General features: G+C 61.4%; 28 protein-coding genes. 16 read left to right on the forward strand and 12 right to left on the reverse strand.

The annotated features are described in order from the left end of the window. Positions 1 to 91: 91 nt before the first annotated feature. From AACL53_RS17570 to AACL53_RS17595, 6 genes are all read right to left on the reverse strand, one after another. Positions 92 to 472 carry a hypothetical protein gene (locus AACL53_RS17570; protein ID WP_339085840.1) on the reverse strand — a complete coding sequence of 127 codons (381 nt, stop codon included), beginning with the start codon at positions 470 to 472 and terminating at the stop codon, positions 92 to 94. Beyond that, positions 469 to 1,419 carry a glycine--tRNA ligase subunit alpha gene (locus AACL53_RS17575; RefSeq protein ID WP_339085841.1) on the reverse strand — a complete coding sequence of 317 codons (951 nt, stop codon included), beginning with the start codon at positions 1,417 to 1,419 and terminating at the stop codon, positions 469 to 471. Before AACL53_RS17575 ends, AACL53_RS17570 begins: the two co-directional genes overlap by 4 nt. Before the next feature lie 150 nt (positions 1,420 to 1,569). After that, on the reverse strand, positions 1,570 to 1,779 hold the full coding sequence (locus AACL53_RS17580) for a hypothetical protein (RefSeq protein WP_339085842.1): 210 nt from the start codon (positions 1,777 to 1,779) through the stop codon (positions 1,570 to 1,572). Between the two features lie 21 nt (positions 1,780 to 1,800). Then, positions 1,801 to 2,631: a S49 family peptidase gene (locus AACL53_RS17585; RefSeq protein ID WP_339085843.1), complete on the reverse strand. Its 831-nt coding sequence runs from the start codon at positions 2,629 to 2,631 to the stop codon at positions 1,801 to 1,803. 94 nt (positions 2,632 to 2,725) lie between these two features. Continuing rightward, a complete protein-coding gene (locus AACL53_RS17590) occupies positions 2,726 to 3,526 on the reverse strand; it encodes a tRNA1(Val) (adenine(37)-N6)-methyltransferase (protein WP_339085844.1) in 801 nt (266 codons plus the stop codon). Beyond that, positions 3,513 to 3,746, reverse strand: coding sequence for a DUF2007 domain-containing protein (locus AACL53_RS17595; protein WP_339085845.1), 234 nt, complete (start codon positions 3,744 to 3,746; stop codon positions 3,513 to 3,515). Before AACL53_RS17595 ends, AACL53_RS17590 begins: the two co-directional genes overlap by 14 nt. 100 nt (positions 3,747 to 3,846) lie before the next feature. Between AACL53_RS17595 and AACL53_RS17600 the strand changes: the two genes are divergently transcribed. Then, complete coding sequence (locus tag AACL53_RS17600; protein WP_339085846.1) at positions 3,847 to 4,863, forward strand: polyprenyl synthetase family protein; 1,017 nt, start codon at positions 3,847 to 3,849, stop codon at positions 4,861 to 4,863. 33 nt (positions 4,864 to 4,896) lie between these two features. Here the strand turns inward: AACL53_RS17600 and AACL53_RS17605 are convergent, their stop codons facing one another. The 3 genes from AACL53_RS17605 to AACL53_RS17615 all read right to left on the reverse strand — a co-directional run bounded on the left by AACL53_RS17605 (position 4,897) and on the right by AACL53_RS17615 (position 9,564). After that, on the reverse strand, positions 4,897 to 5,766 hold the full coding sequence (locus AACL53_RS17605; protein ID WP_339085847.1) for a 4-(cytidine 5'-diphospho)-2-C-methyl-D-erythritol kinase: 870 nt from the start codon (positions 5,764 to 5,766) through the stop codon (positions 4,897 to 4,899). Between the two features lie 67 nt (positions 5,767 to 5,833). Next, positions 5,834 to 7,654 (reverse strand): tetratricopeptide repeat protein, encoded by a 1,821-nt coding sequence (locus AACL53_RS17610; RefSeq protein WP_339085848.1) that lies wholly within the window; start codon positions 7,652 to 7,654, stop codon positions 5,834 to 5,836. Positions 7,655 to 7,881: 227 nt separating this feature from the next. After that, entirely contained in the window at positions 7,882 to 9,564 is a 1,683-nt protein-coding gene (locus AACL53_RS17615; RefSeq protein ID WP_339085849.1) for an electron transfer flavoprotein-ubiquinone oxidoreductase, read from the reverse strand. Between the two features lie 201 nt (positions 9,565 to 9,765). Here AACL53_RS17615 and AACL53_RS17620 point away from each other — a divergent pair, with 201 nt between their 5' ends. Together AACL53_RS17620 and moaB are read left to right on the forward strand one after the other, a co-directional pair. Continuing rightward, a complete protein-coding gene (locus AACL53_RS17620; RefSeq protein ID WP_339085850.1) occupies positions 9,766 to 10,626 on the forward strand; it encodes a uracil-DNA glycosylase family protein in 861 nt (286 codons plus the stop codon). Between the two features lie 9 nt (positions 10,627 to 10,635). After that, entirely contained in the window at positions 10,636 to 11,178 is a 543-nt protein-coding gene (gene moaB, locus AACL53_RS17625) for a molybdenum cofactor biosynthesis protein B (protein WP_339085851.1), read from the forward strand. 20 nt (positions 11,179 to 11,198) lie between these two features. Here moaB and AACL53_RS17630 read toward each other — a convergent pair whose 3' ends face one another. After that, on the reverse strand, positions 11,199 to 11,969 hold the full coding sequence (locus tag AACL53_RS17630; protein ID WP_339085852.1) for a TIGR04283 family arsenosugar biosynthesis glycosyltransferase: 771 nt from the start codon (positions 11,967 to 11,969) through the stop codon (positions 11,199 to 11,201). Between the two features lie 86 nt (positions 11,970 to 12,055). Here AACL53_RS17630 and AACL53_RS17635 point away from each other — a divergent pair, with 86 nt between their 5' ends. From AACL53_RS17635 to AACL53_RS17645, 3 genes are all read left to right on the forward strand, one after another. Further along, positions 12,056 to 13,168, forward strand: a complete 1,113-nt coding sequence (locus tag AACL53_RS17635; RefSeq protein WP_339085853.1) for a PA0069 family radical SAM protein — start codon at positions 12,056 to 12,058, stop codon at positions 13,166 to 13,168. A 32-nt stretch (positions 13,169 to 13,200) separates the two neighbouring features. After that, the gene (locus tag AACL53_RS17640; protein WP_339085854.1) at positions 13,201 to 13,875 is read left to right on the forward strand and encodes a ribonuclease HII; all 675 of its coding nucleotides are present in this window, start codon (positions 13,201 to 13,203) and stop codon (positions 13,873 to 13,875) included. 163 nt (positions 13,876 to 14,038) lie between these two features. Beyond that, the gene (locus AACL53_RS17645) at positions 14,039 to 15,154 is read left to right on the forward strand and encodes a site-specific DNA-methyltransferase (RefSeq protein WP_339085855.1); all 1,116 of its coding nucleotides are present in this window, start codon (positions 14,039 to 14,041) and stop codon (positions 15,152 to 15,154) included. Positions 15,155 to 15,189: 35 nt separating this feature from the next. Here the strand turns inward: AACL53_RS17645 and mutY are convergent, their stop codons facing one another. Then, positions 15,190 to 16,320, reverse strand: a complete 1,131-nt coding sequence (gene mutY, locus AACL53_RS17650) for an A/G-specific adenine glycosylase (protein WP_339085856.1) — start codon at positions 16,318 to 16,320, stop codon at positions 15,190 to 15,192. Between the two features lie 97 nt (positions 16,321 to 16,417). On the opposite strand from mutY, the gene AACL53_RS17655 reads away from it, so the two are divergent. The 10 genes from AACL53_RS17655 (at position 16,418) to AACL53_RS17700 (ending at position 25,428) form a co-directional block, all read left to right on the forward strand. Then, positions 16,418 to 16,960: a DciA family protein gene (locus tag AACL53_RS17655; RefSeq protein WP_339085857.1), complete on the forward strand. Its 543-nt coding sequence runs from the start codon at positions 16,418 to 16,420 to the stop codon at positions 16,958 to 16,960. Between the two features lie 147 nt (positions 16,961 to 17,107). Continuing rightward, positions 17,108 to 17,803: a DsbA family protein gene (locus tag AACL53_RS17660; protein ID WP_339085858.1), complete on the forward strand. Its 696-nt coding sequence runs from the start codon at positions 17,108 to 17,110 to the stop codon at positions 17,801 to 17,803. A gap of 14 nt (positions 17,804 to 17,817) precedes the next feature. Then, positions 17,818 to 18,630 carry a DsbA family protein gene (locus AACL53_RS17665; protein ID WP_339085859.1) on the forward strand — a complete coding sequence of 271 codons (813 nt, stop codon included), beginning with the start codon at positions 17,818 to 17,820 and terminating at the stop codon, positions 18,628 to 18,630. 58 nt (positions 18,631 to 18,688) lie between these two features. Further along, a complete protein-coding gene (smc, locus tag AACL53_RS17670) occupies positions 18,689 to 22,150 on the forward strand; it encodes a chromosome segregation protein SMC (protein ID WP_339085860.1) in 3,462 nt (1,153 codons plus the stop codon). Positions 22,151 to 22,259: 109 nt separating this feature from the next. Then, entirely contained in the window at positions 22,260 to 22,586 is a 327-nt protein-coding gene (locus tag AACL53_RS17675) for a hypothetical protein (RefSeq protein ID WP_339085861.1), read from the forward strand. Between the two features lie 245 nt (positions 22,587 to 22,831). Then, positions 22,832 to 23,245 (forward strand): AtpZ/AtpI family protein, encoded by a 414-nt coding sequence (locus AACL53_RS17680; RefSeq protein WP_339085862.1) that lies wholly within the window; start codon positions 22,832 to 22,834, stop codon positions 23,243 to 23,245. A gap of 50 nt (positions 23,246 to 23,295) precedes the next feature. After that, positions 23,296 to 24,012 carry a F0F1 ATP synthase subunit A gene (locus AACL53_RS17685; RefSeq protein WP_339086974.1) on the forward strand — a complete coding sequence of 239 codons (717 nt, stop codon included), beginning with the start codon at positions 23,296 to 23,298 and terminating at the stop codon, positions 24,010 to 24,012. Positions 24,013 to 24,076: 64 nt separating this feature from the next. After that, positions 24,077 to 24,301: a F0F1 ATP synthase subunit C gene (locus tag AACL53_RS17690; RefSeq protein ID WP_045835060.1), complete on the forward strand. Its 225-nt coding sequence runs from the start codon at positions 24,077 to 24,079 to the stop codon at positions 24,299 to 24,301. A 45-nt stretch (positions 24,302 to 24,346) separates the two neighbouring features. Beyond that, positions 24,347 to 24,925 carry a F0F1 ATP synthase subunit B' gene (locus tag AACL53_RS17695; protein WP_339085863.1) on the forward strand — a complete coding sequence of 193 codons (579 nt, stop codon included), beginning with the start codon at positions 24,347 to 24,349 and terminating at the stop codon, positions 24,923 to 24,925. An 11-nt stretch (positions 24,926 to 24,936) separates the two neighbouring features. Then, the gene (locus tag AACL53_RS17700) at positions 24,937 to 25,428 is read left to right on the forward strand and encodes a F0F1 ATP synthase subunit B (protein ID WP_339085864.1); all 492 of its coding nucleotides are present in this window, start codon (positions 24,937 to 24,939) and stop codon (positions 25,426 to 25,428) included. Positions 25,429 to 25,565: 137 nt separating this feature from the next. Here AACL53_RS17700 and AACL53_RS17705 read toward each other — a convergent pair whose 3' ends face one another. Continuing rightward, positions 25,566 to 26,267 carry a hypothetical protein gene (locus AACL53_RS17705; RefSeq protein WP_339085865.1) on the reverse strand — a complete coding sequence of 234 codons (702 nt, stop codon included), beginning with the start codon at positions 26,265 to 26,267 and terminating at the stop codon, positions 25,566 to 25,568. Positions 26,268 to 26,295: the final 28 nt, after the last annotated feature.

The raw sequence follows: 26,295 nt of genomic DNA on the forward strand, positions 1-26,295 counted from the left end.
GCGGGGCGAGGGGGAGAGATGCAGGCCGCATTTGGCGGCCCCTCACCCGAGGCCTCTCCCCATTGCGTGACGCAACGGGGAGAGAAAGTCGTTAGGGGTTGGCCGGCGCCGGTGCCGGCGTGCTTTCGGGTGCCGGTGTTGCCGCCGGGGCCGCAGGCTCGGGGGCCGCCGGAGCAGGCTCGGCTGCGGGGGCGGGCGGCGGTGTTTCCGCCTTCATGGCCGGGGCTTCGGCTGGAGCCGGAGCGCTTTCCTCTGCCGCCTTCTTGTGTTCCGGCAGGATGCCCGCAGGAAGCGCCGCTCTGACCTGATGGCCGATGTCGCGCGTCGCGCCGGTCGTGTGGAGGTAACCGATCCCGACGCCGACGAGAGCTACGAAAAACACCAAGATCCAGGGCATTCGCCGTAGGACGAAGAAACCGATTACAAGCAGCGGTACGGCAGCCGCGATTATGCCGAGGGTCGTGTCATTCATGCGCGTCCTCCTCCTTCTGTCTCTAGCCACGCGGCGCAACAGGCTTTCGCCATGTCCCGAACGCGCAGGATGTAGCTCTGACGCTCTGTGACCGAAATCACTCCCCTAGCGTCGAGCAGGTTAAAGATATGGCTCGCTTTGATGCACTGATCGTAGGCGGGAAGCGCGAGCAAGTGCTCCTCGCCACCTTTCGCCCCGGCCTCGAGCAAAGCTTTGCACTCGGCCTCAGCGTCTTTGAAATGGCGAAGCAGCACCTCGGTGTCGGCGTGCTCGAAGTTAAAACGGGAATACTCGCGCTCGGCCTGCAGGAAGACGTCGCCGTATGTCAGGCGTTTGTCGTCGTCGCGGCCGTTGAAATTGAGATCGTAGACGCGATCCACGCCCTGAACGTACATCGCGAGCCGCTCGAGACCGTAGGTGATCTCGCCAGCAACCGGATTGCAGTCGAAGCCGCCGACCTGCTGGAAGTAGGTGAATTGCGATACTTCCATGCCGTTGCACCAGACCTCCCAACCGAGCCCCCAGGCGCCGAGCGTTGGGCTTTCCCAGTCGTCTTCGACGAAGCGAACATCATTCAGCGCGGTATCGATGCCGATGGCCTCGAGACTCGCGAGATAGAGCTCCTGGATATTCGCCGGAGACGGCTTCATGATGACCTGGAACTGATAGTAGTGCTGCAGCCGGTTCGGGTTTTCCCCGTAGCGGCCGTCTTTTGGACGGCGGGAGGGCTGGACGTAGGCTGCGGACCAGGATTTCGGGCCCAGCGCGCGCAATGTCGTTGCCGGATGAAAGGTGCCCGCTCCGACCTCCATGTCGTAGGGCTGGAGGATGACGCAGCCTTGAGCGCTCCAGAAGCTCTGCAACGTCAAAATGAGGTCCTGGAAGGCTTCTTTGGGGCGCAACGCAGGGAGCCGTGCGGCCCTCGTGGAAACCGTCGTTTGGGGCATTGTCTTTTGCTCGTTCGGGCTTAATTCGCGGGCAATATACGCGTTAACGACACCTTGTCACGCGCGGAGAAGCGGTAATGGGGCTTTCCTGCACCGCGCGCAAGCACGGCTTCAGCCCACTGCTGACTTAGCTTCCGACGACAGTAATTCTCAGTCTTTTGATTGTGCCCGCGGCCGGTAAACGCCTGCGGCTTCATCCCATTCGAGATTTCCGAGGTCGCGCACGTGCGCCGCCGCACGCCGCATGGCCTGGTCTGCCTTGCGGGTGCCCGACTGAGCATTACGCGCCAAGGCGGACAGAAGCCGGTAGCCGGCGAGGCCTGCCAATCCTACGACCGCGAGAAACATGACTGGGGGCATTACGAGGCCCTCCGTGACGCCTTAGATGCCAAAGCGCGACCAGAGCGATCGCTCCTCCATAGCCGACACCAGATCGTCGGCAAAAGCAAGACCGTTGCCCAGCCCCGAAGCGCCGGGCGCACGGCGCAGGCGCGAAAGCAGTCCCGCCCTTTCGGGCTCGACGACCTTCAGCCTTACCTTGTCGCCGAAGACCTGTCGCATCTTGGAGCGAACATCGGTTATCCCATCGATGAGGCCGAAGTCGACGGCTTTCGATGCAGACCAGAATGCGCCGGAGAAAAGCTCCGAGTCCGGCCCTTTCAGCTTGCCAAGGCGGCGTTCCTTGACGAGGCCGATGAACACGTCGTGGACGTCCTGCTGGATGGCTTTGAGGCGCGAGATGTCGTCGGTGTTTTCAGGCAGAAACGGGTCCAACTGGTTCTTGTCGGTACCCGCCGTATAGACGCGCCGTTCTATGCCGAGCCGCTGCAGTAAATCGACGAAGCCGAAGCTGCGCGAGACGACACCGATCGAGCCGATGATGGAGGACGGATCGCCGTATATTTCATCGCCTGCAATGGCCAGAAAATAGCCGCCGGATGCGGCCACGTCCTCGCAGAAAACGTAGACGCGCTTCTCCTTCTCAACCGCCAATTGGCGAAGGCGATTGAAGATGAGGTTGGACTGCACAGGCGAGCCGCCCGGCGAATTGATTACGACCGCAACCGCCGGAAGCTTCGAAAGCGAAAATGCCTTTTCAATCGCCCCCGCGTAGGCCGCAAGCGACAGGCCCGGACGCAACGGAGTCGCCATTCCGATCGGACCGCTGAAACGCAAAACGGGGACGACGGGCTTACGCGAGAATGGCCACATGAAGCTTCACTCCTGCGAGCAACTTGCTCTGACGTTGCGTTAAGGATGGGAGTTGCATGATCTAGTGCAACCGCAGGCGGCTTGCCAGAGGCGATCAGCCGCCGAATCTTGCCGGAAGTGCGGCGCCATGCCTGAAGACAGCCTCGATGTCCGGCAGGAAGGCCTGCTCGGGACCGTGCAGAACGAGCGCGGGCTTGATCGACATCGGCGCACGGCTGCCCTTAATTCCGCTGACGATGACCCGAATTGCCGGTGCACCGGCGCGCGCATAAACCGGCAGGACGTTGATGCCGCCAAAGCGCCCTTCGAAAACAGATAAAATTTGGGGTAGCGCCTCGGTCTTATGGATCATCGCGACGCGTCCACCCGGGATCGCCATCCGGTTCATGAAGCGTGCCCACGTATCGAGTGCATCGGGCGCCATCTGATGCGCTGCAGCCTTCAGCGGGCTCGTCGCGGCCGTGCTTCGGCCTTCCTCGTGGTAAGGCGGATTGGCGAGCACAATCGGAAACGTCTCTGAAGATATTCCTGAGCGGAAAAGCGCATCCGAGGAGCGCGCGATATCAGCCTCGACAACTGAAACGCGCATTTCCAAACCATTGCGCTCGACGTTATGGCGAGCAAGCACGGCGAGATCGGGTTCGCGCTCGACGAGCAGAACTCGCGCGTTTGGACAACGCGCCGCGACGCAAAGTCCGACGACGCCGACGCCTGATCCGACATCGAGGACCGGTCCTTTTCCGGCGGTCTCAGGGTTGATCCATGCCGCGAGCAGCACTGCGTCGGTTCCTGCCCGGTAACCATTCCGCGGCTGGCGCACCGTCAAAGCGTCGCCGAGGAAGATATCTTCGCTGGCCCTTTCAATTATGGATAGGTCAGGCTCACTTACATTCATTTCCGACCACCCATTCGCCCAGTCCGGCCGCCTTCAGAAATTCGGCTGCCTTGGCCCATACTTCGTCGGGAACGACAAGACGTCGCGGGAAAGCACCGATTGACCCTTCCATAAGACTAATATTTCGATCAAATACCACGGCCTCAATACCCTGATCTTTTAGCAGTGCTTCGGCGTAGCTAATGAGTACGGGGTCATTCGTCACAATCAACTCGCGCATGGCCAATCCTAAACTATCAATCAGATCTGGCCGGCGAAGGCTGGGTGACGGCCTAAAGGCAACTACCTATATTAGCATGGTGTAAAAATTGGGGGCCAACTTGGGTCGCGTGATTCCACTCGAAGACGTTCGTGAGACAGGTCAGAAGCTGCAACCGCTTCTCGATCTCGTATCCGAAGATCTCGAGGCCATAAACCGGATCATTCTCGACAAGGCGGTGTCCGATGTCGACATGATCCCCGAGCTCGCTCACCACCTCATCGATAGCGGCGGGAAACGCCTCAGGCCGATGCTGGCCCTCGCTTCGGCGAAGTTGTGCGGGTATGGCGGAAACGGCCACATCCGCACCGCATCGGCCGTCGAGTTTATGCATACGGCGACGCTGCTTCATGACGACGTCGTCGATGAGAGCGCGACGCGGCGGGGCCGCAAAACGGCGCGCATGATATGGGGCAATCAGGCGAGCGTTCTCGTCGGCGATTTTCTTCTTGGCCAGGCGTTCAAGATGTTCGTCGACGTCGGATCGCTGACCGTTCTTCGCATCATGTCCAACGCAGCGGCGACGATCGCGGAAGGCGAAGTGATGCAGCTTGCAGCCGCGAAAAATACTTCGACGACCGAAGACGATTACCTCTCGATCATCAACTCCAAAACGGCCGCGCTCTTTTCGGCTGCGGCGGAGTCGGGGGCGGCGCTTGCGCAGCGGCCGACGGAGGAGCAGGCTGCCCTTCGATCCTACGGAAAAAATCTCGGCCTTGCGTTTCAGCTGGTCGACGACGCGCTCGACTATGCCGGCGACAGCAGCCGCCTCGGCAAGTCCGTCGGGGACGATTTCCGCGAGGGCAAAATCACGTTGCCGGTCATTCTTTCGTTCCGGCGCGGCTCGAACGATGAGCGCCAGTTCTGGAACCGGACCATCGCCGAGGGTGAGATCGCGGACGGCGACCTCGAACACGCCGTCAGCCTCATGCGCAAGCACAAGGCCATCGAAGCGACGTTCGAGCGGGCGCGCTCCTACGGCTCAATCGCGCGCGATGCGCTCGCGATTTTCCCGGCGAGCCGGGAGAAGGATGCGCTGGAGCAGGTCATCGGTTTCTGCATCAGCCGCACTCACTGAGACGGCGCACTGGGCAATTCGATCGAGAACGGATCAGATCAGGCGAGTCGCGGCGACCCACCACTGGGGCCAGGTGGCTTTGAGGACGCGCACGCCGTGCGACGCTGCCTGCTGGGTATCGAAGAGGGCGAAGCAGGTCGGTCCGGCCCCTGAGAGCTGGGCGAGCCGGCATCGCGGCAGCTTCGCGAGTTCCGAGAGCATCACGCCTATTTGTGGGAAAAGCTCGCGTGCGGGCGCTTCAAGCGAATTCCCGCGGGTTGCTGCGTATCTGATCAGCTCGCCGATAGACGACAGGACCGGCGGCCGTTCGGTCGTGGCATCGGCTGGGAACGGCTGAGCGCGGAGGCGACGAAAAACTTCCGCCGTTTTGTTGTCCGGCACTTCGATGAGCGGATTGGCGAGGATCGCAAAGATCTCTCCCGGCAGGCCGACGTCGACAATCGTTTCGCCGATGCCCGTCATCATCGCGCTGCGACTGCGCAGGCAGACCGGAACGTCGGCGCCGAGGGTGCGCGCGATCACGGGCAAATCGAGGCGAGCGATTTCCGGATGAACTGCGCTCAGAAGCCGAAGTGCTGCTGCCGCGTCTGCCGATCCGCCGCCAATGCCGGCGGCGACGGGCAGATTTTTTTCGAGCGTCAAGCCGCCCAGAATGACGTTGGGAAGGATGCGCGTGAGCGTCTCGACGGTGGCGTCGACGAGATTGGCGTGGCCAAGGGCGTTTGCGAACGGCCCTTCGACTTTCGTCAAGGCAGGCGTGTCGCCGGTCAACGTCAGGCGGTCGCCGGCGTCGGCCGCGAATGCCACGAGGCTTCGAAGCTCGTGGTAGCCGTCGCTACGCCGGCCGAGAATTTCGAGCGTCAGGTTGATCTTGGCGGGAGCGAATTCGGGCTTCGGGGGCATGAGATCTCAGCAGCATGAAAACGGGCGCCAATGGCGCCCGTTATTTGTTGATCCGGCTTTTCGGGGTTTACTCCACGGCCCGGCTTTGCGGCGATCCGGCTTTGTTTTCGCTGCGCCTGCGCAATGTTTCATCCTTTTGAACCTGCCGCGTCTTCTCGACGTTCTTGGCTTCGCCCTTCGCATCGAGACCGCGCTCGATCTTCGCCTTGATCTTGTCGACGTCCTGCGGCTCCGGATCGAGCGACAGCGCTTGGTTCCACTGGAAGCGGGCCTCGCGTTCGCGACCGACTTTCCAGAAAGCGTCGCCCAAGTGATCGTTCAATGTCGGATCTTCAGGCTTGATCTCGACGGCACGTTCCAGGAAGCGCACGGCCTCTTTGAAGTTACCCTGCTTGTAGTGCGCCCATCCGAGACTATCGACGATGTAGCCGTCATCGGGCTTCAGCTGCACGGCCTTCTCGATCAGGCGCGTGCCTTCCTTGAGGTTCTTGCCCTGATCAACCCAGGAGTAGCCAAGATAATTCAAAACCAGCGGCTGATCGGGAGCGAGCGCGAGTGCGCGCTTCAGGTCCGCTTCGGCTGCGGGCCAGTTCTTCAGCCGCTCATACGATGTTCCACGCGCGTAGTAGTAACCCCAATTGCGCGGGTCGTTTTTATTCAGAACAGCAAGCGCCTTCGTGAAGTACGTGACGGCGCCTGCGTAATCCTTGCGAGCCCTCATGATGTTGCCGAGCGCTTCGAGTGGGCGGACATCCTTCGGGTCCGCTTCGACAAGCCTGGTCAGTATCGCTTTCGCTTCGTCGGGCTTATCGAGCGAGTTGAGGTCGAAGGCCTTGCGAATGTCGATCGCGCTTTGGAGAGGCGTCCCCTGCGGGATCCTGTCATAGGTCGCGATGGCGTCGTCGTACCGCTTCACGGCTTCCAGAGCGTTCGCAAGCGCTGCGAGCGCGAAGGCGTGATCGGGCTTGGCATCGAGAGCGAGCTGCAAATAGATCGTTCCGAGGCTGACGCCGCCTTCTCCTGCGAGTGCCTCGCCGAGCCCGTAAAATACTTCTGCCAAACCGTCCGTCGGGTTGGAGATCAAGAGCGGCGGCTTCTCTTTGCGATTGATGATGTCGAGCATCTCTTTCGCGAGCGGATGCGCGTCGCCTTGGGTTTTCGCGAGCTGCTCCTTCATCACCTGACGTGCGGTCTTGAAGTCACCGTAATGGGCGGCAGACTGAGCGTAGGCAAGCGAGGTCCGGAGCGTGCGGCTGTCCTGCTTGAAGACTTTTTCGTAGGACGCGCGCGCATCTGCCTTGCGGCCGGCGAGATCGGTAATCAGCGCCCGGTGATAGCGCAGGTAGAACTGCGCCCAGTCAGGCTGCTTCGGAAGATCAAGAGCCTTCACAGCTCCGTCTGCGTCTCCTGCTGCAAGACGCGTCCAGCCGACCGCGATCGCGCTCGTCAGCTCGCCGATGGGATTTTCGGAGGCGGCGGTGAAGTGCTGTTCGGCTTTCGCGTAATCGCCAGCCTTGTATGCGGTCACGCCCAAGAGAAACTGGGACATGCGATGCGACTGGCGTGTTGCCGCCAGCTGCTCGGCGAGAGGAATGGCTTTCGGCCAGTTGCCCGACATCGTCTCCATCTGGAAGGCCTGCTCCAGCAGAACTTCATTCGTCGGATCGCGTTCGAGGGCTTTGCCGTAAAAATCTGCGGCTTCTTTCGTGTCCTGCGCGGCCCGGGCAAAGCGCCCCGCCAAATAGTTCCCGAGTACAGAGGTCGAAATCTCGTCCTGACTCGGGTCCTGGTCTTGAGAGCGGGCCGGAGCCTCGCTGAAAAACCCGGCGATCGTCATCGCGATCGCACCAAGGCCTACACTCAGCACGCGCCCGAGGGGTCCCCGCATCGACATTTTTCCTTTGCTGCCGGAAGCCAATTCGATTCCTGCGGATCCAAGCCTAGCAAAGTTATCGCGAGGTTGGCGACACGCTTCGCGTGAAAAATGGGACATGTTCCGAAATTGCTAACTGTTATGGACATTGCAAACGCGCAACAAAGAAAAATGGCAACCTGCCGCACCCATTACCTTGCTGGACGCACTGGGGGGACAACATCCCCCCAGGCCTTTGATCGTCACATTCCGGCGTAATTGGGCCCGCCGCCGCCTTCCGGGCAGGTCCAATTAATATTTTGGCTCGGATCTTTGATATCGCAGGTTTTGCAGTGTACGCAGTTCTGGGCGTTGATCTGAAATTTCGGCTGGCCCAACTCGTCATTCACGATTTCGTATACGCCTGCCGGGCAGTAACGCTGCGCCGGCTCTGCATACTCGGGCAGATTGATCGCAATCGGGACAGACGGATCAAGCAGCTTCAAATGTACCGGCTGATCCTCCTCGTGATTGGTTGCCGAGAAGGATACGTTCGTCAGACGGTCGAACGTCAGTTTTCCGTCGGGCTTCGGATATGCGATCGGCTTGTGATCCGCCGCTAGGCCCGTCGCTGCGGCATCCGTCTTGCCATGCTTCAGGGTGAAGCCGAGGCCGACACCCGAAATGATGGTGTTGAGCCAAAGATCGGCGCCGCCGAGCGGGACGCCGATGTACGTGCCGAAGCGTGACCAGAGCGGTTTCATATTCCGCACTTTCTTCAGATCACGTGCGATGTCGCCTGTACGTACCGCTTTTTCGTAGTCGTCGAGCTTGTCGTGCGAGCGGCCTGCTGCAAGGGCATCCACGACCGCGTCGGCGGCCGCAATGCCGGACAGCATGGCGTTATGGCTGCCCTTGATGCGCGGCAAATTCACCATGCCTGCTGCGCAACCGAGCAGGGCTCCGCCGGGGAACACGAGATCCGGCATCGACTGCCAACCGCCTTCGGTGATGGCGCGTGCGCCGTAGCCGATGCGCTTGCCACCTTCAAATACATCACGGATGGCGGGATGGGTTTTGAAGCGCTGGAATTCCTCGTACGGCGAGAGATAGGGGTTGGCGTAATTCAAGTGCACGACGAAGCCGACGGAAACGAGATTGTCTCCGTAGTGATAGAGGAACGAGCCGCCGCCGGTGCGACTGTCGAGCGGCCAGCCGAACGTGTGCTGCACATATCCGGGGCGATGCTTCTCGGGCGCGATCTGCCAAAGTTCCTTGAGGCCGATGCCGTACTTCTGCGGCTCGTGGCCCTTCGCCAGTTCGAAGTGGCTGATCAAGCCTTTCGAGAGCGAACCGCGGGCGCCTTCGGCGACCAAAGTGTACTTGGCGCGCAGTTCCATGCCGCGGACGAAATTATCCGTCGGCTTGCCGTCGCGGCCGACACCCATGTCGCCCGTGGCAATACCTGCAACTGCTCCGTTCTCGTCGTACAGAACTTCGCTCGCGGCGAAGCCCGGATAGATTTCGACACCGAGTTCGGCTGCCTGCTCGCCGAGCCATTTGCAGACTGCGCCGAGGCTGACGATGTAATTCCCGTGGTTCTTGATCATGGGCGGCATCGGCCAGCTCGGCAGACGCAGATCGCCTTCCGGCCCGAGCACGAGAAACACGTCCTCGGTCACCGGCGTCTCGATCGGCGCGCCGCGTTCCTTCCAGTCCGGGAAGAGGCGGTTGAGGCCGATGGGATCGATGACGGCGCCCGAAAGGATGTGCGCGCCGACTTCGGAGCCCTTTTCGACGACGACGACGGAGATATCGGAGCCCGTCTCTGCGGCCTTCTGCTTCAAACGTATGGCGGCCGACAGACCCGCGGGCCCGGCGCCGACGATCAAAACATCGAAGTCCATTGCCTCACGCGGCGGCAGATCGGCCTCGTCAGCGGACATAGTCACCTCGATTTGCTTGCTGAAAAACCATTTACCCTCGATTAGGTCGCAGCATAGAACGCGTCAAGCCAAGCGGCACCCGCACGGCTACGCATGGGAGCGGCGCGCCGCCTCACCTGGTATCGGCGCGCAGCCGCGTGCAATTGTCTTGCCGCGCCTCTATTCTCGTCAACGATGGTGAGATCGAACGGTCAAGACGAAATGCTTTCGCTGCTCAGTTGGTTGCAAGCCATGGGGGCCGATGCCGCTGTGGGCGATACAGCGCAGGACTGGCTTCAGCGCGGAAACGACGCGCCGGGGGCCGCATTCGCATGGCCCGACCGGGACGAGGCAGGATCAGCGGGCCGGCCAGCGCAGCAAGCCGCTCGGGGAGCGGCTGACGGTCCGTCGCCGGTTCGCGCGAAGGCCCCCGGAGCTTCAGGGTCGCCCCAAGCCGGCCGCCCCCGTGCCGTCACACCACTCGGTGCGAGCGAAGCCGAGACCGGCGCACGGCGCATTGCACGAGCCGCCAATTCGCTTCAGGAACTCGAAGCGGCGCTACAGAATTTCGATGGATGCGGCCTGAAATCGACCGCGACAAAGCTCTGTTTTTACCGGGGCGCTCCGAACAGCGACCTGATGATCATCGGCGAAGCTCCGGGCCGCGATGAGGATCTTGCCGGAAAACCGTTCGTCGGACGCGCCGGGCAGCTGCTCGACAAAATGCTCAATGCCATCGGGCGGACAGAAGCCGACGTTCACATCACTAACGTCGTCTATTGGCGGCCGCCCGGCAATCGCACGCCGACACCGCAGGAGGCGCTCGCGTGCCGCCCCTTCCTCGAACGGCAGATCGAGCTCGTTGCTCCGAAGATCCTCGTTGCGGTTGGCGGCTCGGCGGCCAAGGAGATGCTTGGCGCCAGTGAAGGCATCATGCGGCTCAGGGGCAAATGGCGGGAAATTGAGATCGGCGACCGGAAAATTCCGGCGATCGCGACGCTGCATCCGGCGTATCTGCTCAGGACGCCGGCCGCCAAGCAGCTCGCGTGGATGGATTTGTTGCAGATACGTTCAAAGCTCTGAGGAACCGTCATGGCCGGCATCGATGCCGAACGCACGTTCGTCCCCGTCAGGATCGCCATCCTGACCATGTCCGATTCACGGACGCTTGCCGAAGACACCTCGGGTGATTTCCTGGAGAAGGCAATCGGCGAAGCGGGGCATGTTCTCGCCGACCGGAGGCTCGTGAAAGACGACACGGGCCTTATCAGAAGCATCGTCGAAGGCTGGATCAACGACCCATCCGTCGACTGCGTGATCACCACCGGCGGCACCGGCTTTACCGGCCGCGATGTCACCCCGGAAGCGATCAAGCCGCTCTTCGAAAAAGAGATCGAAGGCTTCGCGATCCTTTTTCACATGCTGTCGTTTCAGAAGGTCGGCACGTCGACGATCCAGTCGCGGGCGTGCGGGGGCGTATCGCACGGGACGTTTATTTTCTGCTTGCCGGGATCGACGGGAGCGTGCCGCGACGCTTGGGACGGTATCCTGAAATTGCAGCTCGATGCGCGCCATCGTCCGTGCAACTTCGTCGAAATCATGCCCCGGCTCGAGGAGCACCGTAAAACCGGTTGAGCGAGAACTCGCGTGAACGCTTACGGAGCGGTTTCGACCGATCCGTGCAGGCGCGCGACAACGCTCATCGGCAAACCGGCACCATAGAGCACTTGGCAGATCTGGTTGCGCAAGGAACGCGACAGATATCCGTCCCGCTTGTATCGCTCGGCCGATGTTGTGGCGTACGCATCAAGCATTGCGAGACGTCTGCGGCCAAGACGGCGCGCCAGATCGATATCTTCCATGATCGGCAGATTTTTGTAGCCGCCGACGGCATCGAAGAGCTGGCGCGGGATCAGCAGGCCCTGATCTCCGTAGGGCACGCGCAAGATCTTGCACCGCAGATGAACGAGACGCTCGAGCAGGCGCGGAGCAACGCCTTTGTCGTCGAGGCGGAATGTGAAGGCGCCTGCAGCCATCGGACGCTCACCGCGATCGACCCGGCGCATGAAGGCCGTTGCGCTGCGTTCCCACCCATCTTCGAGGACGGTATCAGCGTTGAGAAAGAGGAGCCATGGAAAGCGCGCGAGCGCTGCGCCCAGCGCCAGCTGCCCGCCGCGCCCTGGTGCGCTGTTGACCACGTCGGCTCCGGCTTGATCTGCGACCTCGGCGGTACTGTCCGTCGACCCAGCATCGACGACGATGACCTGTTTGACGATCCCGTCAATCGCCGACGGAACCAGCGCGGCTAGCGTGGCGGCCAGCCTATGCTCAGCGTTATGCGCGGGGATGATTACCGAGATCATGTCCATTTCCTGGCACGCCGGAGACCCTGCGGCAAGGCGCGCCACGTCGCGGGTCTTAACCACGGCAACCAATCTCGTCTGCTGTTTGTTCTTTGTTTGTTCCGAGAAAGCTGCTAATCGACTCCGCGGTTTGAGAGTTCGGTCGGGAAATGCCTTCGAACAGAGACTTTTCAGATTATCCGGCAATGCCCGATGTGGTCGATTCCGAACGCCGCCGCGGCCGGGGTGCGCGCACTAACAGGACGGGGCGCTTCGAAGCTCAGGCGCATGAAGAATTCGACGACGGATGGGAAACGCTCGGCGAGCTTGAGGCATTCAAGACCGAGGTTTTCGAGGACACGAGCAAGTCGATCATCTCGCATAACGACAGCCCCGACGTTTCCTTCGACAGCTCGATAAATCCGTATAGGGGTTGCGAGCACGGCTGCATCTATTGCTATGCGCGGCCGAGCCATTGCTATCTCGGACATTCGGCGGGTCTCGATTTCGAGACGAAGCTCTATGCGAAACCCAACGCCGCCGTTCTTTTAGAGCGCGAACTCAAACGGCCGGGCTACAGGCCGGAAACGATTGCGATCGGCGGCAACACGGATCCTTATCAGCCGATCGAGCGGGAACGCCGGATTACGCGCGCGATCCTCGAAGTCATGGCGACGGCCAATCATCCGATCGGCATCATCACGAAGTCCGCACTCGTCGCGCGCGATATCGATATTCTGGGTCCGATGGCTGCGAAGAATTTGGCGAGGGTCGCTGTCTCGATCACAACACTCGATCGTCACGTTGCCCGCGCGATGGAGCCTCGCACCGCGACGCCTTCGCGACGGCTCGATACGGTCAAGCGGCTCGCGGATGCCGGAATTCCGGTGACCGTCATGGTGGCGCCGATCATTCCGGGCCTGACGGATCATGAAATCGAGCCGATACTGGAAGCTGCCCGGGAAGCCGGCGCGCGCGATGCGGGTTACGTGCTGCTGCGGTTGCCGCTCGAGATCAAAGATCTCTTTCGCGAATGGCTGCGTGAGGAGTTTCCGGACCGCGCCGACAAAGTCATTTCGCTGCTCCGTTCGATGCATGGCGGGCGTGACTACACGGCCGATTTCGGAGTCCGCCAACGCGGGCGGGGTCCGTATGCTTCGCAGATCGCGCTCCGCTTCCGGCTTACGAAGAAGCGTCTCGGGCTCGGCGAAGAGCGCGTGCCGCTTCGAACCGATCTTTTCATCAGGCCCGGAAACGGGGGACAACAGCTCTCACTGCTTTGACATCACGGTAGACGCGATGATCAAAGTTGTGAATGAAGATTGCCGATTCGCGCATCAAGCCGACGTTCGAACTCGAAGCCGCGGAGCATCTTCTGGGCTCGCGGCCGATTGCGGGCGTGGATGAAGCGGGCCGAGGACCGTGGGCGGGACCTGTCGTTGCGGCGGCCGTCATCCTCGATCCCGATAAGATACCGGCGAATATCGACGATAGCAAAATTCTCGACGAAGACTCTCGCGCCTTTCTCTACAGACGCATCATGAAGGTCGCGATTGTCGCCGTGGGCGTTGCCGACGTCGAGCGGATCGATCGCGAGAATATTCTGGGCGCTACACTCTGGGCGATGGCTCAGGCGATCAGCCAGCTTGCCGAGACCCCGAAGCTGGTGCTCATCGACGGCAATAAAGCGCCGAGAGTTGCGATGCCGACGCGGACGATCGTCAAAGGCGATTCCAAGTGCCTTTCGATTGCGGCGGCCTCGATTATCGCGAAGGTAACGCGCGACCGGATGATGATGGAGATGGCGCGCGATTATCCTGGCTACGGCTTTGAGCGCCACAAGGGCTACGGCACGCCGGAGCATCAGGCGGCGATCGACAAGCTCGGCGTATCGGCGATGCACCGACGATCGTTCAAACCGGTGCAGCTTGCACTCGGTCTCGGACCTGCCTTGAAACCGGGGCTCGGACTTGGTCTCGCCGACGCTTAGTCCGCGAGCGGACTCAAGTTGCACATCGAATCAAAAAATATAAATCGCTTGCGTGTGTCGAACGTGTATTCACGCGCGCTTCCGATCATGTACAAAGCGTGCAGGCTCGCTTCATGAGTTTTGGGCGAGCGGTTTGTAATTCGTAGCGTAGCAGGTTCTGTACATGGGTTCGCGTCGCGTCAAAGTCCGCTCGCAGAGTGGAAAGATTCTCGTTGGTGATTGCATCGCTGAGCTCAAGAAGCTCCCGACAGCGAGCGTCGATCTCGTTTTCGCAGATCCGCCGTACAATCTGCAGCTCGCCGGCGATCTCATGCGGCCGAACAATACGAAGGTCGATGGCGTCGACGACCAATGGGACAAATTCGACGACTTCGCAGCGTATGATTCATTTTGCCGCGCATGGCTCACCGAAGTGCGCCGCGTCCTGAAACCGGATGGCGCGATCTGGGTCATCGGGTCCTATCACAACATCTTCCGCCTCGGCGCCGCGATCCAGGACTTGGGCTTCTGGATTCAGAACGACGTTATCTGGCGCAAAGTGAACCCGATGCCGAACTTCCGCGGCAAGCGCTTCACCAACGCGCACGAAACGATGATCTGGGCCGGTCGCGATCGCAAATCGCGCGTCACGTTCAACTATGAAAGCCTCAAGGCTTCGAACGACGATCTGCAGATGCGTTCGGACTGGCTCTTCCCGATCTGCTCGGGACCGGAGCGCTTGAAGGACGACGGCGGCCGCAAAGCGCATCCGACGCAGAAGCCGGAAGCGTTGCTCCATCGTATTCTGATCGCATCAACGAAGCCGGGCGACACCGTGCTCGATCCCTTTTTCGGAACGGGCACGACGGGCGCCGTCGCCAAGCGGCTCGGCCGCAAGTTCATCGGCATCGAACGCGATCTCGATTATGCGACCGCCGCCGATGAGCGGATCGCCAAGGTCCAGCCGCTCGAACTCGAAGCCATCGAGACGTTGCCGTCGAAGCGCAACGAACCGCGCATTCCCTTCGGTCAGATTCTGGAACTCGGCATCATCAAGCCGGGCCGCAAGTTGTTCGGTCCGCGCCGCGAAGTGCGGGCGGAAGTGCGCGCGGACGGCACGCTATTCTATGATGGTCAGCAGGCGTCCATTCATCGCCTCGGTGCGATCGTCCAGGGCAAAGCTGCTTGCAACGGTTGGACGTACTGGCACTTCGAAGCGGAAGGAAAGCTGAAGCCGATCGACGACCTTCGCTCCGAAGCAAAGCGTCAGCTCGGTCTCAGCAGCCGCATGTCGATTTAGGTCTGCCGGGCCGCAGTTAGCTGCGGTCTACAGGCTCAATTGTCGGCGAGGCCGTGCGCGATGACTTTCTTCATCACGCTCGGCAACGCTTGACCCTGCAGGTCGCGGCGATGGACCCAACGACAGCGCTCCTGTTCGGCCCAGAACGTGAAGCTCGCATCGATCGGAACCAGAGCGCGATAAACGATCAGCTCAAGCCGAAAGTGCGTGAAGACGTGGACGACGGCTCCCGGCACCGGTAGCCACGCCGTCGTAACGGGCGCTGCCCGCATCGCTTCTTTTTTCGCGGGCAAGGCGTCGCCCCAGGGCGTCGACGGCACCTCGAGCATGCCTCCGAGAAGGCCTGCCTCGGGACGCTGGCGCAAAAGCACGGCGCCGTCTTCCCGTTGCACGAGGAAAGCGATTCCGTACCGCGAGGGGCGAGCCGTTTTCGCGCCGCGCATCGGCAAAAGCTCGGCGAGATTTTGCGCGCTTGCCGAGCAATCCTGCTGAAGCGGGCAGACAAGACATGACGGCTTTCGCGGCGTGCAGATTTCCGCTCCGAGGTCCATCATGGCCTGCGCGAAATCTCCGGCCCGCCGCTGCGGCGTGAGCGTTGCGGCCAGCCGGCGAATTTCCGGTTTGGCGCCGGGAAGCGGCTGGCGGACAGCGAACAACCGCGACACGACGCGCTCGACGTTGCCATCGACCGGCGTCGCCTTTTCTCCGAACGCGATTGCCGAGATGGCTGCGGCCGTGTACGGGCCAATGCCCGGCAGTTTCAGAAGTTCGGCCTCGCTTTTCGGGAATTCGCCGCCGTAGTCGCGCGCGACGACATCGGCGCAGGCCTTCAGATTGCGAGCGCGCGAATAATATCCGAGGCCCGCCCATTGCTGCAGAACCTCCTCCAGCTCCGCTGACGCGAGCGCGGTCACCGTCGGCCAGCGGGCAACGAATTTCTGGAAGTATGGAACGACGGCCTTTACCGTCGTCTGCTGGAGCATGATCTCGGACAGCCAGACGCGGTAGGGATCGGCTTTTTTGCGGGGTCCGTAACGCCAGGGCAAATCGCGGCGCTCGGCTTCATACCAGGCGAGCAGCGCCTTGACGGTCAACGGGCCGGCCGGCCGCAACGGAAGCTGTTGCTGCCGGCGGCGGAGAGCTGCATTTTCCTGGACCGCGCCCATGCGCTCTTCATCTCCGGTTGCGCGGAACCCTCGAATCGCATCGACAATGGTAGACCTCCTTCACGTCACCACAAGCCTGCCGGAGCGAGCGACACTCTTGAGCACTAAACAACCCACAGCTCAGATGCGGCCATTACCTCCGGATGTCCGGAGCGTAAAAGGCCAGTTTGCGCGGGCCGTCGGCTCGTTCGTGCCGAAAGTGACGTCTGCGGCGTTCGAGAAATACGGGTTTCACAGCGCCGAGATCATGTCGTCGTGGGAAAACATCGTCGGCGCCGACGTCGCAAGGCTTACGCGTCCGGAGACGATCAAGTGGCCGCGCGGCACCAGGGCGGCAGTGGATGCGGATGACGCCGGGCAAAGCGCGGGCGCGACACTGATCGTTGCCTGCGACCCGGCATTCGCGCTTGAGGTCTCGTACCGGCACAAGGAAATCATCGACCGGATCAACCGGTATTTCGGGTACCGGGCGATCGGCCAGCTCAAGGTCCATCAGGTTCCCCGCGTCGAGAGCGCGGCAACTGCTCCGAAGCTCGTTCGGCCTAAGCCCGTGGCCGAGAGCGCCCCCGCCGCTACGGGGGACATCGCCGCGGCCCTCGAAGCCCTCGGCAGAAGCGTAGCGGCCGCGTCGACGCGCTGACGGTGTTCCCGGATATAACTCGGATATTACCGGCCCTTTAGTTGCCATCGCCCGCGGTTTCGGCTTATTCCGGCGGCAGATCCGTGCTAGGCGGCATTCATTGACCGCCGTTCCCCCACGGTATGCATCGCGATGAGGAGTTGGACCTTGATCGAGTTCAGAAATTTTATGCCGGGCCTGTCCTCTCAGCGAGGCGTTCGCTTTGGTTTGTTGGCTTTGGCAGCCGTCGCCGGATTGGCGTTCGCGGGCGCTAGCTCGAGCTTTGCCGCGGGCAAGGGGCCTGCCGAGGTTTCAGTCGAAGAATTGATGAAGCCGACGGATCTTCCCGACCTCGCCATCGGGCCCAAGGACGCGAAGGTGACTATCGTCGAATACGCCTCGATGACGTGCCCGCATTGCGCGCACTTCTCCACAGACGTCTTCGAGCCCCTTAAGAAAAAGTACATCGATACGGGCAAGGTCCGCTTCATTTACCGCGAGTTCCCGCTCGATAACCTCGCCGCTGCCGTTTCGATGCTGGCGCGCTGTGCGGGCGATGAGAAAGTATTTCCGCTGATCGAGACGTTCTACGAGAAGCAGGCGGATTGGGCGTTTGCCCAGGGCAGCCCAGTGCCGAAGCTGTTCGATATCGCGAAGCAGGCCGGCTTCACCCAGGAAAGCTTCGATAAGTGCCTGACGGATCAGAAACTTCTGGATCAGATCACCGCGCAGCGCACGCGTGCGAGCGATACCTTTGGCGTCGCAGCCACACCAACTTTCTTTATCAACGGCAAGCGCCTGCAAGAGGCCCCTTCGGTCGAAGCTTTTGATAAGGTGCTCGAGCCGCTATTGGCCGCGAAGTAACTGGAAAATCATTGATGCTCGTCCGTTCGCTGGGCCTTACCGCCACCCTCCTCATCGCTGGTTGGCTGTCGGGCTGCGGCGCGGACATCCCGTCGCTTGCGCCGGGGTCGACGTCGAGCATTTCTGCGGACGGCAGCGCCTCAGGCGCTGCCTATCCGACCATCGGATCTGAAAAGCCCGATGGCATGCCGAGCCCCTTCGGCGATCCGAATGCGACTGCTGCTGGCGCCGGCGGCCGCGAGGTCATTCAGAACCCGACGGTCGCCGACATCATGGCGCCGAGCCCGTTGCCCGAAATGAGCTGGGGCCGGCCTGACGCGCCCGTTACAATCGTGCAGTACGCGTCCCTTACCTGCCCGCATTGCCGCAACTTCCACGAGAAGACATACCCTGAACTCAAGCGCCGTTTGATCGACACCGGTAAGGTTCGATACATCCTCCGCGAGTTCCCGATCGGCAAGACGTCGGGCAATGCGACGATCGTCCTTCGTTGCGCGCCTCCCGATAAGTACCTGGAACTTTACGGGAAATTCATGGAGCAGCAGTCGTCGTGGGTCTCGCAGGAAGTGCGACTAGACCCCATATATGCTGTTGCGCGACAGGTGGGGATGACTCGCCCGCAGTTTGACGCTTGCCTGCAGAATCAAGGCATGATCGAAAACTTGAAGTGGGTGAAGGATCGCGGTCGCAAGCTCGGGATTGTTGGTACGCCGAACTTTTTCATCGGAACCAAACTCATCAAGAAAGAGCTGACGCTCGCGGAGATCGCTGACTACGTCGAACAGGCCAGTCGAAGCGGCACGCCAACGGCGGCTGCAACCCCCTAGGGGCAGCACGCGACGGTCCTGAGCCACGACGATACGGCATCGAGGACTGACAAGACGAATGAAAATCACCCGACTCAGGCTTCTGGGCTTCAAGTCGTTCGTCGACGCGACGGAGCTTGTGATCGAGCCCGGCTTGACGGGTGTCGTCGGGCCGAACGGCTGCGGAAAATCGAACCTTCTCGAAGCGCTTCGCTGGGTGATGGGTGAAAGCTCGCACAAGTCCATGCGCGCGGCAGCGATGGACGACGTGATTTTCTCGGGCAGCGGCGGGCGGCCCGAACGGTCGAGCGCCGAGGTCACGATGTTCCTCGATAACAGCGCCCGCAAGGCTCCCGCCGAATTCAACGGCGGCGATATTCTCGAGATCACGCGACGCATCGAGCGCGAAGCCGGTTCCGCCTATCGCATCAACGGACGCGAAGTGCGGGCGCGCGACGTCAAGGTCTTGTTCGAAGACGCAGCGACCGGAGCGCGGTCGCCAGCGCTCGTGCGTCAGGGGCAGATTGGCGAGATCGTCAATTCAAAGCCCGAGCAACGCCGTCGCATTCTCGAAGATGCCGCGGGCATTGCGGGTTTGCACACGCGCCGGCACGAAGCCGAACTCAAGCTCAAGGCGGCCGAAGCCAACATCGAGCGCTTGAACGATGTCGTCGGGCAGCTTCAATCGCAGACGGAATCCTTGAAGCGGCAAGCGCGGCAGGCGCGGCGCTACAAGGAGCTGTCGAACGACATCCGTCAGCAAGAAGCGCTCGCGCTGCATCTCACCTGGCAGGACGCGCACCAAAGCGTCGAGAACGAGGAGGCGCAGCTTACCGATACGATGATGCGTCTCGGGCGGGCGACCGAAGCTGAAGCCAAGGCCTTCAGCGAAGAGCTTCGTCTTGCCGAAGGTTTGCCGCCGCTCCGCGAAGCCGAGGCTGTGAAAGCTGCAGCGCTCGCGCGTTTCAAGATCGAGCAGGAAAACCTCGAGCGCGAGGCGAGCCGGGCTGCGGACCGCGCGCGAGAACTCGAAGCTCGCGCCAAGCAACTCGAATCCGATCTCACGCGCGAGCGGGGCTTCATTCACGAAGCCAAGGAAACCTTGCTGCATCTCGATGCCGATCTCGCCGCGATCAACGACGCCGGTGACAGGGCGATCGACGAAGAGGATCTGGAAAGAATCAAGCTCGATGCGGCCGAGGCGCGCCGCGTTCAGACGGATGCGCATTTCGCCGACATCACGCATCGCGCGGCCGATGCCCGGGCCCGGCTTCGCAGCCTTGAATCCGCGCTCGCCGAGCGGAAGGATCTTGTTGCGAAGATTGCGCGGCAGACCACGGTGTTCGACGCGCAGATCGCGGACCTGAAATCCAAAGCGCCGGACAGTGAGCAACTTTCCGATATGGCCCACCGCGGCCAGGCACTCGCCCAGGAAATCAGCAAGATCGAAGCGGATACGCTGACAGCGGAAGAAAACGTCAGGACGACACAGGCCGACGCCAAAGCCCGGCGTGACGAGGCGCAGCGCGTGCGCCTTGCGGCCAATGCGTTCTCGACCGAGCGCGACACGATCGCAAAGCTGCTCGCACGATCGGATGAAGGCGCTTATCCGCCCGCTGTCGATCTCATCCGTGTTTCGCCCGGTTATGAGACTGCGCTCGGGGCGGCGCTCGGCGACGATCTGGAAGCGCCGATCGCGGCGGAAGCGAGCGTGCATTGGCGGCGTCTCGATCTTCCTGCCAAGGATCACGCCCTTCCTGCCGATGCAGAACCACTGGTCATGCATGTGGAGGCCCCGCAAGAGCTCACGCGGCGCCTTCGTCAGATCGGTGTCGTCAAACGGTCGGAAGGTGCGCGCCTTCAGCCGCATCTGAAAACCGGGCAGCGTCTCGTTTCGCGGGAAGGCGATCTCTGGCGTTGGGATGGGTTTGTGGCGGCCGCCGGCGGCGTTACTCCGGCTGCCCAACGCCTCGCCCACAAGAACCGGCTGGCGGAGCTCGATCGAAGTGCGCAAGCGGTTCTGAATGAAGCCAAAGATACGATCGACGCGGAACGTATGGCGGCAAACGCTGCCCAGCAGGCAGAGGCTGAGGAACGCCGGTTGCGGCAGCTTTGGCGCGACAAGCAGAATGAGCTTGCGCAGGTTCGCCAGCAGCTGACGGTTCTTGAAAAGCTTCAGCGCGAAAGCGAGACGCGCCTTGCAGCTGTGACGGCGCAGCGCGCGCGGGCCGACGAAGAGTTGACCAACGCGCAGGCGCGGCATGTCGAGATCGAAGCGCACATCGTGACGATGAGCGTCGGCGAAGATCTCGAGCCGCTGCTCAAGACGGCGCAGACGGAAGCTGAGCACGCACGGCGCGAGGTGGCGGAATCGCGGGTTCGTCTCGGCAGTCTCGAGCGCGACAAGCAGATCCGGGCAGAACGCATCCGACACGCCAACGCCGAGATAACGCGCTGGCACGGCCGTCAGCACAGTGCAGAAGCGCAAGTTCAATCGCTCGACGCGCGTCTCAAAGAGGCGCGCGATGAAATGGCGGCGACCGCCGATCTCCCGGCGCGCATCGCGGCCCAGCGCGAAACGTTGCTGTCGGCTCTTTCGCGCGCCGAAAACGAACGACGGACGGCTGCCGATGATCTGGCCGCCGCCGAGACCGCGATCCGCGCGGCAACGGAGTCTCTCAGATCCATTCAAGCCGAGGTGTCGGCGGCGCGGGAAGCCAATGCCCGCATCGAGACGCGCCTCGAAAATGCACGGCAGCGGCGCCAGGAAGCGGCACGGCATATTCGTGAAGCCTTCGACGTCGCGCCGGAAGCGTGTCTTGCGCTGGCGGGACTTCCCGAGGCGTCTGCCATCCCGGCGCTTGCCGACGTCGAACGGCATCTGACGCGGATCAAGGCCGACCGGGAACGCCTGGGCGGCGTCAACCTGGCAGCGGACGACGATCTCGTCGAGGTCAGCAAGCAACTTGAAAACCTTGTCGCCGAACGTGACGATCTCGAACAGGGCATTGCGAAGCTGAGGAGCGCCATTCAGCAGCTCAATCGCGAAGGCAAGTCGCGGCTCGACGAAGCATTCGCGACGGTAAATGCGCACTTCGAACGATTGTTCACGCACTTGTTCGGAGGTGGTGAGGCGCGCCTCGAGATGATCGAGAGCCCAGAGGATCCGCTGGAGGGCGGTCTCGAAATCGTGGCGAAGCCGCCCGGCAAGAAGCCTGCAACGCTGTCGCTGCTATCGGGCGGCGAACAGACGTTGACGGCGCTGGCGCTGATCTTCGCGGTGTTTTTGACGAACCCCTCGCCGATCTGCGTTCTTGACGAAGTCGACGCGCCTCTCGATGACGCCAACGTCGACCGCTTCTGCCGGCTCCTAGAACAGATGTCGACCGAGACCGCGACGCGCTTTCTCGTGATCACCCACCATCCGATGACGATGGCGCGTATGAACCGCCTGTTCGGCGTCACGATGGCCGAGAAAGGCGTTTCACAGCTCGTTTCCGTCGATTTGCAGACGGCGCAGAGTTTCCGCGAAGCGAGCTAACTCCGAATTATCTTTAATTTTCTGCCGGGCGTTAGCGGGCAGGTTACCGTGAGGGGGAACCCCTCTCGGCGGGCAAACGTTTCCTTTCATCGAGAAAGGAGACTGCCCAATGCAATCACCAATCGATCCCCGGTCGCGACGCGACTCGATCGACCCCACGGAAGCGCGGCAGGCATCGCCCAGGAAAACGAACTTTCGGGTTCTGCTGGCGTCGATGGCGCTCGCAGTAGCGGTCGGTGTCGTGTTGGTCGCCGGGTTCTGGAATACCACACCCACGGGCATGGACTATTCGTCAGGCGGGAAGCTCAGTGAGCCGAGCGCTTCGTCGCAGACGGCGCCAGCAGCGCCGGCGGCGGCACCTTCGTCCGAGCCCTCCTCTGGGGCGGCTTCCCCGCAAGCCAATCCACCGGCTCAGCAGGCCCCATCCAATCCGTAGTCGGAACTCGAAAATGAGCGACCCGAGTTGCTGCTTCGAGTTGATGAGCCTTCCCGTTCGCGGGGAGGCTTTTTCATTTTGCAACGCACGCAATATGGCATTGCAGGCCTGCGCGGTTTAGCCATACCCCGAGGCGAAGCTCATATTGCCCAATTCCTTGACACCCCTAGACCCCAAATCTATGGTCCGCGCCGTCGATCTCCCCTGAGAGGCCGTATTTCCTCGTGTTCCGGAAGGATTGAACCATGTCAGCCGATGGCAAGGGTCAGCGTCCGGAAGGTGGCGAAATTAGCCCGGAAGACCGCGAAGCCATTCGCAAGCGGTCGGCGGAAATTGGCCAAAAGCTCGATGCGCTTCAATCGAAAAAAGCGCAGCGGTCTCAGGCCGATCGGTCGGCAACGGGCGGATCTCAGCAGTCTGCCTATGGAGCAGCCTTCAAGTTCGCTGCTGAGCTTCTCGTCGGTGTTGTTGTCGGCGGCGGGCTCGGATGGGCGCTAGACAGGCAGTTCGGCACGGCGCCGTGGCTGATGGTCCTGCTGGTGATCATGGGCTTTGCGGCGGGTCTTCTGAATGTTGTCCGCGCGGCTCAACAGGCGCAGACAAAAAACGAGCCGCTACAAAGAGCGGCACCGTCCGTCAAAGATGACGACGGGGAATGAGACACTAGGGGGTTACCTTGGCCGCTGAAGGTGCCGGACATCACAGTCCGATGGAACAATTCGAGATCCGGAAGCTTTGGGATCTCAATTTTCTAGGTCATGACATCTCGTTCACGAACTCATCGCTGATGATGATCGTGGCGCTCGTTCTCATTTCCGGCTTCATGATTTACGCGATGAGCGCCCGTTCGCTCGTCCCCACGCGCATTCAGTCGCTCGCCGAGATCGTTTACGAATACGTCGCCGGGATGGTCAAAGAGAACCTCGGCGAAGAGGGAATGAAGTTCTTCCCGTGGGTGTTCACGATCTTCATCTTCATTCTCGTGCTGAACGTCATCGGCCTCATCCCCGGTAACTTCACCGTCACCAGCCACATCATCGTGACCTTCGCGCTTGCCGCAATGGTCTGGATCGTGGCGACGCTCATCGGCTTCTGGAAGCACGGTTTCGGATATCTGAAGCTGTTCGTGCCCTCGGGCGTGCCGTTCTGGCTGATGCCCGTCATCGTGCCGATCGAGCTCATCTCCTATTTCATCCGTCCGATCAGCCACTCGGTGCGTCTCTTCGCCAACATGATGGCGGGCCACACGATGCTCAAAGTCTTCGCGGGCTTTGCAGTGATGCTTCCCTGGTGGGGCAAGATCGCGCCGGCGGGCTTCATGGTTGCCTTTACGGGCCTTGAGCTTCTCGTGGCGTTCCTTCAGGCACTCATCTTCACCGTTCTCACCTGCATCTATCTCAACGATGCTGTGAACATGCACCACTGATCCAGGTCCTGCTACAGGATCTCGAAATTCCAACGCAAAAAGCGAAGCAAAGGGAGACTTTGAAATGGAACTCGCAGCAGCAAAGATGATCGGTGCAGGCCTCGCCTGCTCGGCTCTGATCGGCGCCGGCGTCGGCATCGGCAACATCTTCGGTAACTACCTCTCGGGCGCGATGCGCAACCCGTCGGCAGCTCCCGGCCAGTTCACGAACCTTCTGATCGGCTTCGCTCTTGCTGAAGCAACGGGCCTTTTCGGTCTTCTGATCGCGCTCATCATTCTCTACGGTTGAGACTGGGCCGAAGACTAGAATACGCCCAAGCAACCGGAGGCTACAATGTTTGCCGGCACGACCATGCTGCTAGCGGCCGCCGCTGAGGCGGCCGAAAAAGTCGCTGAATCGGGTGCGTTGCCTCCCGAGTCCGTCGGCTTGCCGCAGCTCAATACGCATCACTTTGCTCCCCAGCTCTTTTGGCTGGTGCTGACGTTCGTGACGTTGCTCTTCGTGATGTGGAAGATTGCGCTGCCGCGAGTCGCCGACGTTCTCGAAGAGCGTCGCGACCGTATCAAACGCGATCTTGACGCCGCGTCACGCCTGAAGGCTGACACGGACAAAGCGCTCGCCGATTACGAAAAGGCACTTGCCGACGCTCGTTCCAATGCCTCGGGCATTGCCAAGGACACGCGCGAAAAGCTCGCCGCCGAAACGGAAACGGAGCGTCACCGGGTCGACGACCAGATCGCTGCGAAGCTTCGTGAAGCCGATAAGCGTATCGCCGCGACGAAGTCCAAGGCGACGTCGGCGATCGGCGACATCGCAACGGACACGGCGAGAGCCGTCGTCGAGAAGCTCATCGGGCAGAACGTTTCGCCTGATGACGTGAAGAAGGTGCTCCGCCCTGTGGCGGGCGAGTGAGGATTTAGAAGATGTTTGATCCACACGATCCGCTTTTCTGGGTCGCACTCTCCTTCGTCGTATTCGTGGCCCTCGTGCTTTATTACCAGGTGCCGGCCATCGTTACGAAGTCGCTCGACGATCGTGCGGACGCGATCCGCAAGGAACTCGACGAAGCACGGAAGCTGCGCGAGGAGGCTCAGGCTCTTCTTTCGGACTACCAGCGGAAGGCTCGGGAAGCCGAGAACGAAGCGAAGTCCATCATCGAGCAGGCCAAGATCGAGGCTGAGGCGCTTGCGACCGACTCACGGAAGGCGCTCATCGAGAGCCTCGAGAGACGTTCGAAGATTGCCGAGGAAAAGATTGCTCGTGCCGAATCTCAGGCGTTGAGCGAAGTCCGCTCGACTGCAATTGAAACGGCGATTGCGGCTGCGCACGAAATTCTGAAGACGCGTGCGTCTGGCGCAACCGGCGAAACGCTGGTGTCCAGCTCGATCAACGACCTGAAGGGCAAGCTCAACTAAGGCCCAAGCTTTCCATCATCTGAAATCAAAAAGGCCAAGCTCACGCTTGGCCTTTTTTGTTATGCGACGAATGCGGTGCCTTGGAGGGCCGCTGTGGTTCTGGCCTCGGCCGCGAGCGGCGTCAGCCAGAACTTCCTTCAGCCTGAGCTTGGGGCGCGGCTGTCGAAGCCGACGATGAGCTCATATTCTCCGGGCCGCGATCCTTCGGCGATCGGGAAGGTAACGGTCCGCACTGTCGAGAAATAGCTGATCGGCTTGTCGAGGCCGACGTTGACGTCGACCTTTACGCTGTCGCTCGCGACTTTGGCGCGCTTCGAATCGTTGACGGCGACCGTGATCGGCAACGTGACGTTGCCGGGTTGTCCCTTCGGGCCGAGAAGAAGGCGGCCGGAAAAACCGTATTTCACCGTCACGCGTCCAGGCTCGATCTGGCATTCGCGAGCGGTCTTCGTGATTTCGCCGCGTTGCGCAACGGCGAGCGCGTCGCCCACGCGGCCAGCTTGATAGAATGTGATGTAGTTGTCGTGCGGCGCGATAATGAGCCGCGGACAGCCGGCGTCGACCGCGCCCACAAAGGTGCTGCCCGTCGTCGGGTCGCTCGATTTGGCGGCGTCGAGCAATTGGGCCTCAGACACCGATGAAATCTGTGCATTTTCAGACGAGCCGCCGCCGAACATGCCGCCGCCGAGGCCTGACGTCAAAGACGACATTCCACACCCGCCCAGCGCCGCCAGCGTGACCGCAAGCGAAGCGGTCGCGCACATCCGGGCCGGCGCAAACAAACGGCGCGCCGCCGTCACATCCTTGTTGTAAGGATGCCGATAACCCGAATTGAGCAACGTTGACCCCCAAGGTTCAAAGTGTCGG

This window comes from Hyphomicrobium sp. ghe19 (assembly GCF_902712875.1).
Taxonomy (GTDB): Bacteria; Pseudomonadota; Alphaproteobacteria; order Rhizobiales; family Hyphomicrobiaceae; genus Hyphomicrobium_B.

Coding starts and splice junctions, on each gene's coding strand:
- mutY (WP_339085856.1), bottom strand. CDS start 16,320: ATGGGCGCGGTCCAGGAAAATGCAGCTCTCCGCCGCCGGCAGCAACAG.
- AACL53_RS17680 (WP_339085862.1), top strand. CDS start 22,832: ATGTCAGCCGATGGCAAGGGTCAGCGTCCGGAAGGTGGCGAAATTAGC.
- AACL53_RS17645 (WP_339085855.1), top strand. CDS start 14,039: ATGGGTTCGCGTCGCGTCAAAGTCCGCTCGCAGAGTGGAAAGATTCTC.
- AACL53_RS17605 (WP_339085847.1), bottom strand. CDS start 5,766: ATGCCCCCGAAGCCCGAATTCGCTCCCGCCAAGATCAACCTGACGCTC.
- AACL53_RS17675 (WP_339085861.1), top strand. CDS start 22,260: ATGCAATCACCAATCGATCCCCGGTCGCGACGCGACTCGATCGACCCC.
- AACL53_RS17665 (WP_339085859.1), top strand. CDS start 17,818: ATGCTCGTCCGTTCGCTGGGCCTTACCGCCACCCTCCTCATCGCTGGT.
- AACL53_RS17595 (WP_339085845.1), bottom strand. CDS start 3,746: ATGCGCGAGTTGATTGTGACGAATGACCCCGTACTCATTAGCTACGCC.
- moaB (WP_339085851.1), top strand. CDS start 10,636: ATGGCCGGCATCGATGCCGAACGCACGTTCGTCCCCGTCAGGATCGCC.
- smc (WP_339085860.1), top strand. CDS start 18,689: ATGAAAATCACCCGACTCAGGCTTCTGGGCTTCAAGTCGTTCGTCGAC.
- AACL53_RS17640 (WP_339085854.1), top strand. CDS start 13,201: ATGAAGATTGCCGATTCGCGCATCAAGCCGACGTTCGAACTCGAAGCC.
- AACL53_RS17575 (WP_339085841.1), bottom strand. CDS start 1,419: ATGCCCCAAACGACGGTTTCCACGAGGGCCGCACGGCTCCCTGCGTTG.
- AACL53_RS17585 (WP_339085843.1), bottom strand. CDS start 2,631: ATGTGGCCATTCTCGCGTAAGCCCGTCGTCCCCGTTTTGCGTTTCAGC.
- AACL53_RS17700 (WP_339085864.1), top strand. CDS start 24,937: ATGTTTGATCCACACGATCCGCTTTTCTGGGTCGCACTCTCCTTCGTC.
- AACL53_RS17620 (WP_339085850.1), top strand. CDS start 9,766: ATGCTTTCGCTGCTCAGTTGGTTGCAAGCCATGGGGGCCGATGCCGCT.
- AACL53_RS17570 (WP_339085840.1), bottom strand. CDS start 472: ATGAATGACACGACCCTCGGCATAATCGCGGCTGCCGTACCGCTGCTT.
- AACL53_RS17610 (WP_339085848.1), bottom strand. CDS start 7,654: ATGCGGGGACCCCTCGGGCGCGTGCTGAGTGTAGGCCTTGGTGCGATC.
- AACL53_RS17695 (WP_339085863.1), top strand. CDS start 24,347: ATGTTTGCCGGCACGACCATGCTGCTAGCGGCCGCCGCTGAGGCGGCC.
- AACL53_RS17685 (WP_339086974.1), top strand. CDS start 23,296: ATGGAACAATTCGAGATCCGGAAGCTTTGGGATCTCAATTTTCTAGGT.
- AACL53_RS17615 (WP_339085849.1), bottom strand. CDS start 9,564: ATGTCCGCTGACGAGGCCGATCTGCCGCCGCGTGAGGCAATGGACTTC.
- AACL53_RS17590 (WP_339085844.1), bottom strand. CDS start 3,526: ATGAATGTAAGTGAGCCTGACCTATCCATAATTGAAAGGGCCAGCGAA.
- AACL53_RS17635 (WP_339085853.1), top strand. CDS start 12,056: ATGCCTTCGAACAGAGACTTTTCAGATTATCCGGCAATGCCCGATGTG.
- AACL53_RS17690 (WP_045835060.1), top strand. CDS start 24,077: ATGGAACTCGCAGCAGCAAAGATGATCGGTGCAGGCCTCGCCTGCTCG.
- AACL53_RS17580 (WP_339085842.1), bottom strand. CDS start 1,779: ATGCCCCCAGTCATGTTTCTCGCGGTCGTAGGATTGGCAGGCCTCGCC.